Origin of the sequence: Paenibacillus illinoisensis NBRC 15959 (genome assembly GCF_004000925.1) — a bacterium.
In the GTDB taxonomy this organism is placed as follows: Bacteria; Bacillota; Bacilli; order Paenibacillales; family Paenibacillaceae; genus Paenibacillus; species Paenibacillus illinoisensis.
Map to the genome: position 1 here is coordinate 417364 of NZ_BIME01000003.1, position 15409 is coordinate 432772.

Here is a 15409-nt window from a genome sequence, read left to right on the forward strand (position 1 = left end):
GCTATATGCGGGGTATGGGGGCTTTTGTGTGTTGCGGTATGGAATCCTTCGGGTATGATGGAAGGCTTATTACATAGAAGACGCTCCCGAGTTTATCAGGAGTGTCCTCTTTTACAGGTTGTTACGATTGAAGCTGCCACAGTGCAGCCACATTGGAAGGTTCCCACCCCGTTAAGGAGGTATGGGATTGCAGACATTTATACGTTTTGCCATTATACGTAACCAGCTGCCCTACGACATAAGCCGTGTTAGCCTGCCAAGCGGAAACGCCGGGATTCGTCGTACCCACATCGGTTTTCACAGTCAAGGCACTGCTCGCAGCAGACAGGTTGCCTGCCGCATCCTTCGCTTTTACTGTGAACGTATAAGAGGTGTCTGCCGCCAGGCCTGTAACAGTCGCCGATGTTCCACTAACGGTTGTCACCAAAGCGGTTCCGTTGTATACCTCATATCCGGATACACCAACGTTGTCCGTGGAGGCTGCCCAGCTAAGGGTGATCGTGGATGAGGTTTTTGCAGTTGATGTGAGGTTCGTCGGCACGGTTGGTGCTTGGGTATCTCCCCCCGGCTGAACAGTAGTGCTTACTGTAACGCTATTACTAGCTGCGGATAGATTGCCTGCGGCATCCTTTGCTTTTACCGTGAAGGTATAGGAAGTACCTGGTGCAAGCCCGCTAATTGTTGCGGTTGTTCCGGTAACGGAAGTCACAAGGCTAGTGCCATTGTAGACGTTATAACCGGTAACGCCAACGTTATCCGTCGAAGCATTCCAGGCCAAGGTTACCGAGCTTGCCGTTACTCCTGTCGAACGGGCATTGCCCGGCACACTCGGTGACGTCGTATCCGCAGGAGGCGTTGTGCCCCCGGTCGACAGATCCGATTTCAACTTGTTTTGGAGTGTCTTGTTGCGGTCCCCACTGAGCTCCCAGAACATCGCTCCGCCAAGCCCTTTGCTCTTGATATATGCGGTTTTGTGTCCGATGGACTCTGCATCGTCATAGCTGATGAAGCGCTTGTTGGAGGCGTTATACAGAAACGGTACTTTGGCTGTATCGTTCCAATAGCGTGTGTATCCATTTTTATTAATGTAGTTCGCTTCCAGATCATAAAAGTCAAAGGAACCTGCCTCCCAAGTTCCAATAGAAGAACCACCCGAACATGTTTGATACTGGCCGTTACTCGCCTGTGCGCATCCATCCCAGCCTCGACCGTAAAATGGAACACCCAGCACCAGCTTGGCAGCCGGTACTCCTGCATTCAGATGCCCTTGTGCTCCGGCAGCCACATTAAATGTATTGCTATCCGGTACTCCTGCACTTGCAGCGGCAGGATCCGCATTCAGCGGTGCATTGTGTGCACTGATTTTCTGCCAGGCTCCGTTAAAATCGTAGGTCATGATGTTAATCCAGTCAACAATGGAAGCGATGTTCGCAAGCTCCGTATTGGCAGCATAGGTTGGAGATGCTCCGCTTGCAATCGTAAGCAGGTACTCTTTGCCGTCAACGGCTTCCGCAGCATCCAGCTTCTCGCGGATTTTGCTCAGGAGCAGGGTATAATTTTGCTTATCTTCAGGACGTTTGCTGTTACCGTCCAGCCCGCCTGATACCGGGTATTCCCAGTCGAGATCCACCCCGTCAAAGTTGTATTTCCGCAGGAAATCGACGGCAGAGTTTGCAAAGACCTCACGGGTAGCTGATGTTGCGGCTACATCAGAGAAACGGTTGGACCACGTCCATCCTCCAACGGAGATGATCGTTTTCAGATTCGGATTGATCTGCTTCAGCTTGTTAAGCTGATTGATATTCCCTGCATAGGGCTGATCCCAGGTGTCCCCTGCAAATTGTTTGCCTGTGTCGATCCAGGGGTCTCCAAGAACAATCGTTCCATTCGGTACGTTGATTGTCTGGCTCTTCTCATTCTGGCAGCTCCAAGTCACCGGATTGGGACCAGAAGGATCTGGATTTCCATGAATGCCGTTCCAGCAAATATCGGCAAAGGCATAGTTGATATGCGTCACCTTGGTGGGATCAATATCCGTTACATTGTAGTTTCGTCCGTATGCCGCCCAGGCAGGATAGTAACCGACAATTTTATAGGCATCTGCTGCTTCGGCCGTTCGAGATTGAAGTGTGAAGGAAGGGATGATGACAGATAAGAGCAGGACCAGACCGAGAAGAACCTTACCGACTTTTTTGAAATCCATGTGTTTGGCTTTATATGACATTAGTACACAACCTCCTTCGTCGTTTGCATGAGCCCGTTCAAATACGAACGATGTGCGTTTGAAAATTGATGGTTCGTATATGCATCCCAGTTAATGGACCAGGTCATAATGCCCTTAAGGCCCGGATATCCCGCGGGTTGGCGCAAGGTATAAGAACCACCGTAGGATACACCCTTGATCAAGTAATTCAATGCCTTCTGCAGCTCGGCAGGTGTTGTATAGCCCCCACCGGCTGCCTGCTGGGATGCCGGTACACCGATCGCAATCTGATCCGGACGCAATGGACTGAAGAATGAACCCGAGCTTCCACCTACTTGAAAGCCCTGAAGCAGCATCTCGGCCATGGCTACGTGGAAATCTGCTGTCCCTTGAGCGTAGGAGCGTCCGTCCAGCCCGACCATGGAGCCACTATTGTAGTGCTGCACGTGGAGCAACGTCAGGTCGTTACGCAAGGCATGAATTACCGGCAGATATGCCCCCCAGGGACCGCCATAGGACAGATAACCACCTTGGACATAGGCCGTCTCCGGTGCTGCTGTAAGTATAAACTCACTGCCAAAGTGTGACTTGACCGCCTTTACACCCTGGATGAGATTAACGATCTTGGGTGTCGTCGGATTACGAAAATCGGTATCCCCTGCATTCAGGGAGAGGGAGCTTCCTTCTAGGTCGATATCAAGACCATTGAAACCGTAAGTTGAAATAATGGATTTCAGTGACTCCTCGAACTGCTGCCTCTTGCCTGCATCGGTAAGCTCAATCGTTCCATTGGCTCCTCCCATGGACAGCAGTACTTTTTTTCCCTGACTCTGAAGATAGGCAATATCCGATTTGAATTCGGCTGTCGTTGCGTTATATGGAGTAAAAGCGAGCGTGCCGCTGCCGTGCGAAACCGGTTCGGCAAAGGAGACATTAATGATGTCGTAGGCGGTGGATACGTTGCGAAGTCTGATATTGGTAGAGCCATTGTCGAAGTTGTGCCAGTAGCCGATCAGCCATTTGTTACCGATTGGCCCCGGATTCGGAGTTCCAGTGGAAGTTGTTACACTCAGGGGATTGCTTGCAGCAGACACATTGCCTGCAGCATCTTTTGCTTTTACTGTAAAAACATAAGCCGTGCCGCTGGTTAGCCCACTTATTGTCGTTGTTACAGCTGAGGTACTCGTCACAAGAGCCCCATTTTGGTACACGTCGTATCCGCTCACCCCCACATTATCCGTGGATGCGTTCCAGGTAAGCTGGACTGAGGTCCCCGTAATCGAGGATGAGGCTAAGCCTGCAGGAATGGAGGGTGGGGTTGTATCCGGAACAGGTGTCTCTCCTCCCTCCCCGGGACCATCCCCAACATAAGTCCACAGTGCAGGAACTAGAGGAGGCTCCCAGCCGTTCAAAGCCGTATGGGACTGAATGCATTCATAATTCTTGTTTTGATATGTTACGAGGTCTCCTTTCTTATATGCGGTGCCGGCCTGCCACTGGGCAGCGGCGTCTGCTCTTGGTGCAAACCACGAAATGATCAGAAGAAATGCCAAAGCGACTATGATAACCGGGCGGACTCGAACAGCTTGATTCAAGCAAAATCCCTCCTGTACTCAGCTTGTTTTCACCTTGCAAAAGCTTCTCCGTGCACTGGCATGTGATCTGCGACTGTAGGAATTTAATCGTGATCCATATTTACGTTTGCAGCTTCCCCCTCTCTCTTCGACATCGGATCTGCCCTCCATTTACGTTTAAGATTTATGACATCCAGATTTTACAGGGAATTTACAGATCCTCATCTGTATTTAATCAGTAAACTGCAAATGAGATAAGGGATAAATTATTCTTTTGGAGGGCGAAAATTGAATATGCTGCAAAAAAAGACTGTCTGCCAAGCCCCTAACGGACTTGAAAGACAGCCTTGCATAAGCTCCTGCAAACAGGCAGTAAAACGTTGCCCCCTGAGGCACTAGGGATTGTTAAGCTTCAGCCAAAAGGTTGCCATTCATCCTCTCCGAATAGCACCCGAGATAATGAATATTCCTCTGCCTGCTGCTCATTCAGAATGGTTGCCCACGGCACTCGCCCCGCCCAGCTCCCTGCTCCCGGACCCTTACTGTTATATTCGGCGAACACCACGCTGGCCTCTGCATCAGGTTTGTTCCAGTTATGCCAGCCCTCCTGCTTCACATGAGCACCCATCCAGCAATGCAGGAAACATACTTTGGCGTGATTTCTCCACGGCCTGCCGAGGTATACCGATTGCGGAGGTGCATCGCTGGTCAGGGAACAGTCGATGAACACATAACCGTACCGGACATCTTCTGGTGTAGAAGCCGCAGTGATCCAGCCATGAACTTCCTCTGCAAAGGCAGTAGTGTCATCAAACGAGCGTTTCTTCGCAAAAATCTCACAACCCTTGAATACGGCTGTAGCCGAGCCGAAAATAAAATCGATATCGCCCTCGATATAACAATCCTCATAGTACTGCCGGAGCTTCCGCCTCTCTGCCCCGTCACGCGGACCACCGAAAGAACTTCTGTCGATCGGCTGGTCCGGAAGCGGCCCGGTGAAGATCGTATCCTGATGTCCGATGAAACGACATTTGCGAAAAACGGCCCGGTCCCCATCCACGTACACAGCAAGAGCCTGCCCAACATCCTTGCCGGGACCGGCCGAATTTACAAAGGAAAGCCCCTCTGCAGTGAAATCATCCGCGCCAACGAAGGCTGAATACGAATGAAATGTATGATAGGGCTCCCCGTTAGGGAACGTCTTGAGGGCATAATCATCATAAGTAATAAGGGTCTGGTCTGCTCCCTCACCGATCAGATGAACCCCTGGTTTCTCGATGTGCAGCTTCTCAACATAGACACCTTGTCTAATACGAATAATGAATATCTCGGTACAAGGTTCCGGTATGGCGTCGATTGCAGCCTGGATAGTGGGGAAATCACCGCTCCCATCGAGTGAAACCGTATATAAGCGATTGTTCTTATCCTTGGATATCGGCACTTTCATGACCATCGGCCTCCTTATTTTTCAAGGTCCGTACACTTCACATTGAATGCGTTTACAACAAATTTGTCCCATCTTAGCAGAGTCCACGTGGCTTGACAATATCAAAATATCTGTGACTACAATACTAATAGGATATACAAGCGGAAAACAGAAGGAAGGAATATGACATGATTATTGATGTACAACACGTGACTTGGAAAAGGGGACCGATCACCCTGCTGAACGATGTCAGCTGGCGGGTTAATGATGGAGAACACTGGGCACTGCTTGGCCTCAACGGCTCCGGCAAGACCACGCTGCTTAACATGATCACCGGTTACCTCTGGCCTACCGAAGGCTCGATTTCGGTGCTTGGACATCCGTATGGAGAGGTCGACCTGCGTGAACTGCGTAAAACCATCGGTTGGGTCAGTTCTTCCCTCCAGGAGAAATTACATGGGACGGATCGTACTCAGTATGTCGTCATTAGCGGCAAGCATGCCACGATCGGTTTATATGATAAGTTATCCGATGAGGATCTGGATCAGGCCCGGGAACTGATGACCACTCTTGGCTGTCAGCACTTGTGGGATCGCGAATATCGAACCTGTTCCCAGGGCGAGAAGCAGAAGCTTCTTATTGCCAGAGCCCTGATGGCGAATCCGCGTATTCTTATTTTGGACGAGCCCTGCAATGGGCTTGATCTGTTCTCCCGTGAGCGGCTGCTGGAGAGTATCAGTGAATTATCACAAAGACCAGACTCACCTTCTCTAATTTACGTAACCCACCATACCGAAGAGATTCTGCCCGTGTTCAGTCACAGTCTCCTACTTCGGCGAGGTGAGGTTGTAAGCAGTGGGTTAACCTCTGAGGTGATGAACACCGAAGTGTTGAGTAACTTTTTTGAAGCGCCTGTAGATGTGGAACAACATGGGGATCGTGTCTATGTGAGGGCTGCCGATAAATAAACAGCTCCTCTGCACACAGCCTGAGTACTTAAAAAGCCAAGAAACTTATCCACATGTGGATAGGTTTCTTGGCTGCTTTAGGTTATTCCACCTATCCACAGCATGCTGTGTGTTATTTGCTTGCAGAGAGGAACAAAAACAGCGGAATTCGCTGTCTGCGCAGATAGGTTTCCTCATTCACGAAATATTGGCGCTGAGGGTTGGACTCTCGCAGATGCTCTACCTGAAAGCCCGCCTTCTGCAAGGCCATATAGTACGATTCAATGGAGCGATGCATCTTTTTCACTGAACCTCCCAGCCATTGCTGCTCGCGATATCCCTCCACAAAATACTGATCGACAATCCAGTTGGTTCGCATCCCGGATGGCTGCAGTGTGGATGTAATCACCGGGTGTTCCACCGAAAAAATGAATCTCCCCTTCTCCTTCAACGTGTTATGTACATTGTGAAATAATAGGTCCGCATCCTCTACATAATGAATAGCCAGTCTGGATATAACCAGATCATACTGATTCGGCGGGTACGTCCAGTCTTCCATAAATGCCTGTTCAATCTGTGCATTTTGGCCCTTAACCGTTTCTACGGCTGTACGGAACATATTGTCCGATCCCTCAATCCCCGTGTATTCCGAAGCGAGATGCTCAGAACTGAGTAATTCTGTCCCGAATCTCGCATCGCCACAGCCCAGATCCAAGATGCTCATACCTGTAACGTCTCCCATCAGCTCCAGCATGACGGGTTTCTCCAGCGTATCATTGGCATTCTCCTGCCACTGGCGTCGTTCCATATACTTTTCAAAGTTGGCGTTATTGTCATAAAAATCGGATCCATGTTCGCTCACTGCGCAGCCCTCCGTTTCCATTCTCCGAAAGATTATACCTATTGTACGAGTGATCTTCCATAACAAAAGGACTGCCTCTGAACAGGTCAGAAACAGTCCTTATCATAGTATGAATGGACTCAGCCGAATCGCTGCGTTTTATACCATTTGGTTTCTCTGCGGAACAGCTTGTCCCCAATGAGAGAGACAAATGCCTTAACAGAGATAACCAGAAACAACTGGGCATATGTGAAGTAGGAAAGGCAAGCCACAATGAAGTTTTGGGTATTGCTCTGTCCAATATCCGCGGAGAGTGCCAGATTAATTTGCAGTACATAAATGTAATACATAAGTGCCCAAGCGATAACCAGATACACGTATACGTCCCCGGAGAATTGAAATGGAGAAATAACGTTGGGATTAAACAGTGCGATAACTTGGTATACAAGGTTAGAAACAAAGATAATATCCGAAACAATAATGGCGATCATAAACCAGAAATAACTCGCAGCATAGTACAGGACATGGAGTTTAATTCTCCAGCTTGTACGGTCGAACAGATGCTTAATATTATCAATAACGACCTGATAGTTTCCCTTGGACCAGCGCTGGCGCTGTTTCATATACACTTTCAGCTGCTCCGGCTCCTGCTGATAGGCTTCCGCTTGCGGCGCCAATGCAATAAGCTGACCACGGGTAAGGATATCAAACGACACAGCCGTATCTTCAGTAATGGCATCGGGATCCCATCCGCCAATTTCACGTATCAGATTGGCCTTAATGATATAGTTGGTGCCTGGAATCGTCCCGAGCTTGAATAACTCCCATAGCCCGGTGTGGTGAACGCGCTGAACGGTTACAAGCTCCAGATTAATGCAGCGGGAGAGAAAATTCTGCCCCCGGTTACGAGCCTTATTACGTCCAAATACAGCACCATGCTTCTCTGGGTTCTCCAGCGCTTTCTGTGTCAGAAACATTAATGCATTTCGTTCAGGCGCCGCATCTGCATCATAAATGCAGATCCATTCACCCCAGGCAAGTTCGAGACCATCATTCAGTGCACCGGATTTCCCTCCAGTGCCTTTCCGCTCCAGAATCGTGAAATCCCGGTCTGCATAGCTACTCTTTGCCTTGAGCTCCTTAAGCCGTTCAGCTGTATCATCCGTGCAATTATCTGCGATGACGATGACCTGAACTTTATGTTCGGGATAGTTCAGACGCAGAATATGCTCAACCGTGGAAACGATAACTACGCCTTCATTATGTGCAGGCACCATAACCGTTACCGTTGGATAGTCATCCATGCTCTCCGGGATTTGAATTCCCTTTTTCTCTTGTTTATTAATGAATCGAATAGCCCCGGCCATAATGACAATAGATTCAGTGACCGATATCCAGATACTAAGAATGGACATCAGCAGCAGGAAATCAGCCATTCAACTTCCTCCGATCATATTTCCTGTTGATTTTCCCTCGAAAACGCAGCGTTGCAACGGTTAAAATAAGTATGGTAATCATGAAGAAGCTGCTGACGATAATGCAGAGCGGAACAAACCATGTTAAATAATTCACCGGACTATGCCTCCTCCTGCATCTAGATGTATTCTCCAATGAGATCTGTCTCTGTATTCCGTTCTAGTGCAGCAATTACAGCATCGATATCCTCGTACTTACTGAACTGTTCCTTCTGGAAAACTAGTGCACCGGAGCGAATAACCGTCTGCAGCTCGTTTCCCTTTTTATCGATAAATTGCAGATCCATCATGGCCTTCTTGATCCGTGCTGTGAGCACAGGCAAATATTCCACATTGGTCATCGGACAGATAATGACGAACCGTCCCCGGTCTACAAAAAATTTATAATCTTCGAACCGAATTTGCTTCTGAATGGTGTTCGACAGCTCAAGCAGAAACTGTGCATACCGGACGGATCCGAGTGATTCAAGAACCAGCGGCAGAAACTCAATCTTGAACATGGCCATGCTGAATCCATACTGCTCCGAGTATCTTCTTGCCAGGTTACTCTGCTTGATAACCGTATCTGCAAGGGCCTCCTTATTGCCGAGGGTGGTATCCAGATCCAGCTCCGGATTGCGATCCTGCAGTTCCTGCAGCCGCTCCATCACACGTGCGCTTCGAACCAGACTGGCTTTAATGAAGGCGGCAACCGCCACATTGGCCGGAATTAACAGCCACCATGAGAACGTCAGTACATCCACGTTCGCGTAGGTCACAAGCCATACAAAATAAGAAACCAGGTATACAAACCCGGCAACAACAGACACTCCGACAGGTATCACAAAACCAAGGACCAGCGCGCCAAGCGACACAATGCTAAGCATGACATCAAGCGTGGTAAAGCTCTGATTCATGTAGATTTTGAGATAAATGACGAGCTGCTGAATAACAGCTAATCCAATCAGACTGGCATATCCCCATGCGATACGCTGGATAGGTGCTTTGTTTCTCATAGTTTCCTTCTCTCCGATGGTTTAAGTTATGTCCTCTAGTAATCCGCCAATATATGACATCATTAGACAATGGTATCCTACCATATCTATACCCAAATAAGAATACAAATCTATTACTTTTTAAGGAACTTCTGTAATTCAGTCTCTCCAAGTAAAGGGAACAGATTATCAAACATATGGGTGTTCCCATCAAACACATATCCTCCCGGATAAGCCCCATCCTGACCACGCATCGTGATCATATGGTTATACAGCTGTTTGGCCCATTTTGGATCACCGGTGCGCACGGCAAGCAAGATGGCGAGTCCATATACGGAAGGCGATTCATAGTTTACCGCAGGTGTACGATTGGTACGAACATACTGTCCGGGCAGCTGATGACGGTCTTGGAATTCCTTTTTCAAAAAAGAAATCAGCTTATCCGGTTTCCGGCTGGTCTGGGCTAGATGGTTCGCTACGATGAGCTGATCAATCAGGTTTACCTTGTCATCATATGTAAACTCCTGGGTTACAACGTTGAATGTTTTGGGATAGAACACTCCGTCATCGGGCATATTTTGAAGCAAATTCTCATACTTGGCGTATGTCCCAGGCTGCAGCATCTCGTGTTTTTCCATCTGCTCGAGTGCCGGCAAGTCCACATATACCAAGCTCAACGTATCCGGGGAATACCCTCCTGCAAAGTCATGAAAATCAACAAAATATCCTTCATTCTGTACAGATTGGCTCAAGGTACGGGAGATCTCGGCAGCCGTGGTCAACTTCGCATCTCTGCCCTGCTGCCATTTATCCGCAGCCTTCAATAAGGCGTCTATAATTCGAAAATCATCACCAAGTGCATTCGTCGTTACGTGGGACTTGCCTTCCTTGTCCAGTTTCCAGGCAATATACTTTTGAGGCATCAGAAAGTAAGTCGTCAGCAGATCATAGCTCTGTTCAAACAATGACTGATCGTTCTTGGCCACCGCATATTGCATCCACAAACCCAGTGATTCCGACAATGCCTCCCTGCCGGCAACAATGTCTGCCTGCTCTGAAGCAGCATCCTGCAAATAGGAAGCCAGCGTGCTGTTCGGATTGGTCATATGGTTCTGAACAAATGCCACCGTCGGGGACACCTCGTTCATCACAAACCTCTCCTTCATGTACAGAAATGACAAGGCAATAATACTGACTGCAATAACGGATAGTGCCACCAGCCACGTCAGTCTTCTACGCTTGATGCTCTTCATGATTGCCTCCTGTGCGATTAATCCTGTGGAATGTTGATTCTTTTCCTTGAAATAAGCTCGGCTATGGTCTGGGATGCAGGAATCAAGGATAGGGGCTCTGCTCATTCGGACTCGTTCATGTAGGCCCGGCGGCCGCCCTTTTTGACAAACTTCCAATCGACTTCGATATTATGACGCATCCGCCGCAGAAGGTTGACCGCCAGCTCAATCTCTTCCTCTGTCAGTCCCTCCAGCGTAACCTGGTCAGAATGCACTCCCTCTTTTTGAATAAAAGCCCAGGCATCCAGTCCGGCCTCTGTTGGATATAACTGCTTGTTCTTTTTATTACCCAATGCCGACTTCTTGACGATAAACCCGTCCGCCTCCAACTTGCTGATCGCTCTGGCTGCCGTGGTTCGGTCCACCTTGATCATCTCAGCCAGCTGGTTAGGAATGATGCCAGGGTTCTCGCATATGCGATACAGATACAAATACTGTCCACGAGAGAGGTTCAAATGTTGAAATTCAACATTGCTGATGGAATCCAAACAACGTGCGATCATGCCGATCTCGCGCAGCACTTCTTTTTTCTCAATCATTGTACGCACACCCTCTTATCATTTTGTTGCATTCGCAACATAATTAGTGATATAACTAAAATTAACTCATCTTAAAAGTGAACGATGAAATTTTGCTTCTTTTGAGGATCTTATTTGCTTTTGTACCAGTTTACCATGCCAGAATGACATTACTATCGGCCAAAGGAGAAACATTCATGAATACCACTATTGTAGAAGTTGATAATCAGGAACTGCTCGATGCCTGCTTCGGCATTCGTACCGCTATCTTTGTGGAAGAGCAAGGGGTTCCTGCCGAAGATGAATTCGACGCCTATGATGCGCTCGGCACTGAAGCCCGTCATATTCTCCTCTACGTGGACGGCGTACCCGCCGCTTCCTCCAGATTGCGCATTGTGGAGAATGTCGCCAAGCTGGAACGGATCTGTGTGATGATGGATTATCGCAAACATGGCCTCGGCCGTGTGCTGATCGATAAACTCGAGCAAATGGCTCTGGATCAAGGGCTGAAGAAGGCCAAGCTGCATGCCCAGGTTCAAGCTTCCGGGTTCTATGAACGTCTTGGATATGCCGCAGCCTCCGATGTGTTTATGGAGGATGGCATTCCCCATCTGTTAATGACCAAACAGCTCAAATAGATATTAAAAAACGCCTCTGTACTCACTTTTTCAGTGAGATACGGAGGCGTTTTGCCTACGTGCACTATAACGATGCCGCACCAATCATCTCAAGGGGAGTTACCCCATAGCCAGGCGATCTGGCTGTGATTCAGCGGCATTGTTTTTCATCTGTTTACTGCGCAGTTGACCGCAGGCAGCATCAATGTCGGTACCGTGTTCCATACGTACCGTGGAGTTGATGTTATTTTTCTTAAGTGTGTCATAGAAGCCCAGAATCGATTCTTCCGTACTCCGCTGATACTGACTATGCTCATCAACCGGATTGTATGGAATCAGATTGACGCTAACCATGCTCTTACGGCTGGACAACAGTTCAGCCAGCTCGGCTGCATGCTCCCGTTGATCGTTAACATCCCGAAGCAAAATATATTCAAACATGATGCGTTTGTTCGTGGTAGCCAAATAATAATCCACTGCATCCATCAGCTGTTCAATCGGGAAGGCCCGGTTAATCTTCATGATGTGTGTTCGCAGTTCGTTATTCGGCGCATGCAAGGAGATTGCCAGATTAACCTGCAAACTGCTGTCTGCAAATTCCTTAATCTTGTCAGGCAAACCACTTGTGGATACAGTGATACGTTTGGCAGCAAGGGCCAGCCCCTTACGATCCTTGATCACTTCGATGAAATTACTCATGTTCTCGAAATTATCAAACGGTTCACCAATCCCCATCACGACAACGTTGGTTACCCGCTCGCCTTGACCCGCTACATCCAGGTGCCGCTGTACATGCATGATCTGCTCCACAATCTCTCCTGCGGACAGGTCACGGCTTTTCTTAATCAATCCGCTTGCGCAGAAGCTGCAGCCAATATTACAGCCCACTTGGGTCGTTACACAGACGGTAAGACCGTATTTTTGACGCATCAATACCGTCTCAATCAGGTTGCCGTCCTGCATTCGCAGCAGAAACTTCACCGTACCGTCTGCCGACTCCTGCTTCACGTGTTCGCTCATCGAGTTCATCGTGAAGTGTTCAGAGAGAACATCCAGACATTCCTGACGCACATCGTTCATCTCGGAAAAATCATGTGCGCGCTCTTGATATAACCATTCCCAGATCCGGGAAGCACGGGATTTCTTCTGCCCATGCTCCGGTAACCAGGAACGAAGTTGCTCTAATGTTAATCCATAAATGGATGATTTGTTCATTGTATAGTCCTCTTTTCGCAAAAAGCATATGGCTTATCGGTCCTACCAAAAAACCTCTACTCTGTATTGTCCCAAAATTATCGAGGGAACACAAGGGCTTTTGCATTTCTTCCAAGAGGTTTTAGCTATGGCAAATCTGCACAATGCACATCGTTTCCCCTTACCCGGTCTTCACGATTAGAAGTGAATGATACCGGATGTGTGCAGCAGCACGAGAACGACGAGAATGGGTGCCACATAACGCAGCATGAACAACCAAATCCGGAACCAGCCTGCATTCAGGCCTGAAGCCTCTGCAGCCTTTTTCCAGAAGTAACCCGCAAAGATCGTCACAAGCAATCCGCCGATAGGCAGCAGAATGTTGGACGCCACAAAGTCCATCCAGTCGAACACACTCTTCGAACCAATGGTCCATTCAGGCAGCAAGCCCAGTGACAATACAGAAGGCAAGCCGACGATGAAAACAGCCAGCGAGATCACCCATACGGCACGGCTTCTGCTCCAGGACAACCGTTCCATGAAGTATTTCACCGGAACCTCAAGCAAGGATACGGCCGATGTCAGTGCTGCGATTGCCAGCAGGATGAAGAATAGTCCACCAAACAAGAACCCGAGCGGCATAGCCGAGAACGCAGCTGGAAGAGCTACGAAAATAAGCGAAGGCCCTTGGTCCGGTGCAATACCAAACGAAAATGTCGTTGGGAAGATGATCAGACCAGCAATAAATGCATAGATCAGGTCACCCGCGCCGACAGCGACAGTTGCCGCACCCAGCGATTGATTTTTATCAACATAGGAACCATAAGTCACCAGGATACCCATTCCGAGCGACAGGGAGAAAAAGGCATGTCCAAGCGCAACCAGCGCTGACTCAGTCGTAAGCTGCGAGAAATCGGGATTCAGGAAAAAGGAAACTCCCGCACCCGCTCCAGGCAGAGTCACTGCCCGAATCATCAGGATAATGAGCAGAACCAGCATGGCTGGAATCAGCACCTTGTTGAATTTCTCAATTCCGTTGGATACCCCTTTGGCTACAATCCAGCCTGTAATCAGGACTGAAATCAGCTGCCACATGATCGGCAGATATCCGCCTACAAAGGAACCAAACTGCCCGGCATAATCCGGATTATCAAACAATGTACCGCTAAAAGAGGTCACAGCGTACTGCAGCGTCCAGCCTGCAATAATAACGTAGAAGGAAAGGATGATAAACGGTGTCAGTACTTGCAGTAATCCTGCCGCAAGCCAGCCCTTATGTCCACCAGCCTTGATAAATGCCGTAGCGGCGCTGCCTCTGCCACTGCGTCCGATGGCAAGCTCTGCAAGCAGAACGGGCAGACCAATAAGCAATAGACAGACGATAAAGAGCAGGAAAAACGCAGCTCCCCCATTTTCCCCCGTAATATAAGGGAATTTCCACATGTTGCCCAGACCAACCGAACTACCGATGGCGGCTAGGATAAACCCGGCGCGTGAGAAGCGCTCACCTTTGCCAGTATTGTCTTGCTCCAGGTTTGACTTACTAAAATTCATCGTATCTACTCCATCACTTTAAAGTTTTCCCGTAATTATATAACACTCCTCGTGTCAGGTCATTCGAAAATCGAAATTTATCGAAATGTTATTTATTTACATTCGAGAGAAAGGTTATTTTTATTAAATATTCCCCTACATATCAGTATGGGATAAATTCAGACACTCCAACCCCTTGCATTATATTACACATCATGAAGACTTCCGATAACCTTTTAAATGACTGTTTTTGGGCACAAAAAAAGGATTGCGCCCGCCATTCACATGGCAGCAACGTAATCCTTATTTGATCAGTTGTTAGTTCGATCTGATCTCAAGCAACTCATATTTGATAACACCCATCGGTGCATTGACATGAATGACGCTGCCTACTTCTTTGCCCACAATCTCCTTGCCGAGTGGGCTTTCGTAGGAAATTTTGTTATTTGCCACATCGGCTTCGGCTGGACCAACCAGTTGATATTCAATCTTTTCTGCAAATTCAATATCATTCAGCAGCACGATTGAGCCAATGCTCACCTTGTTGGAGTCGATATTATCCGAACTAATCACTCTTGCCTTGGTCAGCATCTTCTCCAGAATCAAAATGCGGGTTTCCATAAATGCCTGATCATCTTTGGCTGAATGATACTCACTATTTTCCTTCAGGTCACCGTAACTGATCGCAAGCTTCAGACGCTCGGCCAACTCTTTACGCTTCACCGTCTTCAATTCCCTCAGTTCGTCCTCCAGCTTTTCCAAGCCTTCCTGTGTCAAAATTACTTCATCATTAGCCATTTTTCCATCTCCTAATC

14 protein-coding genes are annotated in these 15409 nt (G+C 48.3%); 2 read left to right on the forward strand and 12 right to left on the reverse strand.

The window, feature by feature from the left end; genetic code table 11:
- Positions 1–121 precede the first annotated feature (121 nt).
- The 3 genes from PIL01S_RS10510 to PIL01S_RS10520 form a co-directional block, all read right to left on the reverse strand.
- A complete protein-coding gene (locus tag PIL01S_RS10510) occupies positions 122–2224 on the reverse strand; it encodes a glycosyl hydrolase family 18 protein (protein ID WP_127537490.1) in 2103 nt (700 codons plus the stop codon).
- Complete coding sequence (locus tag PIL01S_RS10515; protein WP_127537491.1) at positions 2224–3798, reverse strand: chitinase; 1575 nt, start codon at positions 3796–3798, stop codon at positions 2224–2226. The genes PIL01S_RS10510 and PIL01S_RS10515 overlap by 1 nt, the downstream gene beginning before the upstream one ends.
- A 391-nt stretch (positions 3799–4189) precedes the next feature.
- Complete coding sequence (locus PIL01S_RS10520) at positions 4190–5224, reverse strand: pectinesterase family protein (protein WP_164764215.1); 1035 nt, start codon at positions 5222–5224, stop codon at positions 4190–4192.
- Between the two features lie 167 nt (positions 5225–5391).
- Here PIL01S_RS10520 and PIL01S_RS10525 point away from each other — a divergent pair, with 167 nt between their 5' ends.
- A complete protein-coding gene (locus PIL01S_RS10525) occupies positions 5392–6171 on the forward strand; it encodes an ABC transporter ATP-binding protein (RefSeq protein WP_127537493.1) in 780 nt (259 codons plus the stop codon).
- Between the two features lie 112 nt (positions 6172–6283).
- Here PIL01S_RS10525 and PIL01S_RS10530 read toward each other — a convergent pair whose 3' ends face one another.
- The 6 genes from PIL01S_RS10530 to PIL01S_RS10550 all read right to left on the reverse strand — a co-directional run bounded on the left by PIL01S_RS10530 (position 6284) and on the right by PIL01S_RS10550 (position 11271).
- On the reverse strand, positions 6284–7012 hold the full coding sequence (locus PIL01S_RS10530; protein WP_246058163.1) for a class I SAM-dependent DNA methyltransferase: 729 nt from the start codon (positions 7010–7012) through the stop codon (positions 6284–6286).
- 119 nt (positions 7013–7131) lie between these two features.
- Positions 7132–8427 (reverse strand): glycosyltransferase family 2 protein, encoded by a 1296-nt coding sequence (locus PIL01S_RS10535; RefSeq protein WP_127537494.1) that lies wholly within the window; start codon positions 8425–8427, stop codon positions 7132–7134.
- Entirely contained in the window at positions 8420–8563 is a 144-nt protein-coding gene (locus tag PIL01S_RS29470) for a hypothetical protein (RefSeq protein ID WP_164764216.1), read from the reverse strand. The genes PIL01S_RS10535 and PIL01S_RS29470 overlap by 8 nt, the downstream gene beginning before the upstream one ends.
- 22 nt (positions 8564–8585) lie before the next feature.
- The gene (locus PIL01S_RS10540) at positions 8586–9461 is read right to left on the reverse strand and encodes a diguanylate cyclase domain-containing protein (protein ID WP_127537495.1); all 876 of its coding nucleotides are present in this window, start codon (positions 9459–9461) and stop codon (positions 8586–8588) included.
- A gap of 113 nt (positions 9462–9574) precedes the next feature.
- Positions 9575–10693, reverse strand: coding sequence for a glycosyl hydrolase family 8 (locus PIL01S_RS10545; RefSeq protein WP_127537496.1), 1119 nt, complete (start codon positions 10691–10693; stop codon positions 9575–9577).
- Positions 10694–10794: 101 nt separating this feature from the next.
- Positions 10795–11271, reverse strand: a complete 477-nt coding sequence (locus PIL01S_RS10550) for a MarR family winged helix-turn-helix transcriptional regulator (protein ID WP_127537497.1) — start codon at positions 11269–11271, stop codon at positions 10795–10797.
- A gap of 176 nt (positions 11272–11447) precedes the next feature.
- Here PIL01S_RS10550 and PIL01S_RS10555 point away from each other — a divergent pair, with 176 nt between their 5' ends.
- Complete coding sequence (locus PIL01S_RS10555; RefSeq protein ID WP_127537498.1) at positions 11448–11888, forward strand: GNAT family N-acetyltransferase; 441 nt, start codon at positions 11448–11450, stop codon at positions 11886–11888.
- A 99-nt stretch (positions 11889–11987) separates the two neighbouring features.
- On the opposite strand, the gene rlmN is transcribed toward PIL01S_RS10555, so the two are convergent.
- The 3 genes from rlmN to greA form a co-directional block, all read right to left on the reverse strand.
- The gene (gene rlmN / locus PIL01S_RS10560; protein WP_127537499.1) at positions 11988–13082 is read right to left on the reverse strand and encodes a dual-specificity RNA methyltransferase RlmN; all 1095 of its coding nucleotides are present in this window, start codon (positions 13080–13082) and stop codon (positions 11988–11990) included.
- Positions 13083–13259: 177 nt separating this feature from the next.
- Positions 13260–14615 (reverse strand): sodium-dependent transporter, encoded by a 1356-nt coding sequence (locus PIL01S_RS10565; RefSeq protein WP_127537500.1) that lies wholly within the window; start codon positions 14613–14615, stop codon positions 13260–13262.
- A gap of 297 nt (positions 14616–14912) precedes the next feature.
- Complete coding sequence (gene greA / locus PIL01S_RS10570) at positions 14913–15392, reverse strand: transcription elongation factor GreA (RefSeq protein WP_127537501.1); 480 nt, start codon at positions 15390–15392, stop codon at positions 14913–14915.
- Positions 15393–15409: the final 17 nt, after the last annotated feature.

Coding starts and splice junctions, on each gene's coding strand:
- PIL01S_RS10510 (WP_127537490.1), bottom strand. CDS start 2,224: ATGTCATATAAAGCCAAACACATGGATTTCAAAAAAGTCGGTAAGGTT.
- PIL01S_RS10520 (WP_164764215.1), bottom strand. CDS start 5,224: ATGAAAGTGCCGATATCCAAGGATAAGAACAATCGCTTATATACGGTT.
- PIL01S_RS10525 (WP_127537493.1), top strand. CDS start 5,392: ATGATTATTGATGTACAACACGTGACTTGGAAAAGGGGACCGATCACC.
- PIL01S_RS10535 (WP_127537494.1), bottom strand. CDS start 8,427: ATGGCTGATTTCCTGCTGCTGATGTCCATTCTTAGTATCTGGATATCG.
- PIL01S_RS10540 (WP_127537495.1), bottom strand. CDS start 9,461: ATGAGAAACAAAGCACCTATCCAGCGTATCGCATGGGGATATGCCAGT.
- PIL01S_RS10545 (WP_127537496.1), bottom strand. CDS start 10,693: ATGAAGAGCATCAAGCGTAGAAGACTGACGTGGCTGGTGGCACTATCC.
- PIL01S_RS10550 (WP_127537497.1), bottom strand. CDS start 11,271: ATGATTGAGAAAAAAGAAGTGCTGCGCGAGATCGGCATGATCGCACGT.
- PIL01S_RS10555 (WP_127537498.1), top strand. CDS start 11,448: ATGAATACCACTATTGTAGAAGTTGATAATCAGGAACTGCTCGATGCC.
- rlmN (WP_127537499.1), bottom strand. CDS start 13,082: ATGAACAAATCATCCATTTATGGATTAACATTAGAGCAACTTCGTTCC.
- PIL01S_RS10565 (WP_127537500.1), bottom strand. CDS start 14,615: ATGAATTTTAGTAAGTCAAACCTGGAGCAAGACAATACTGGCAAAGGT.
- greA (WP_127537501.1), bottom strand. CDS start 15,392: ATGGCTAATGATGAAGTAATTTTGACACAGGAAGGCTTGGAAAAGCTG.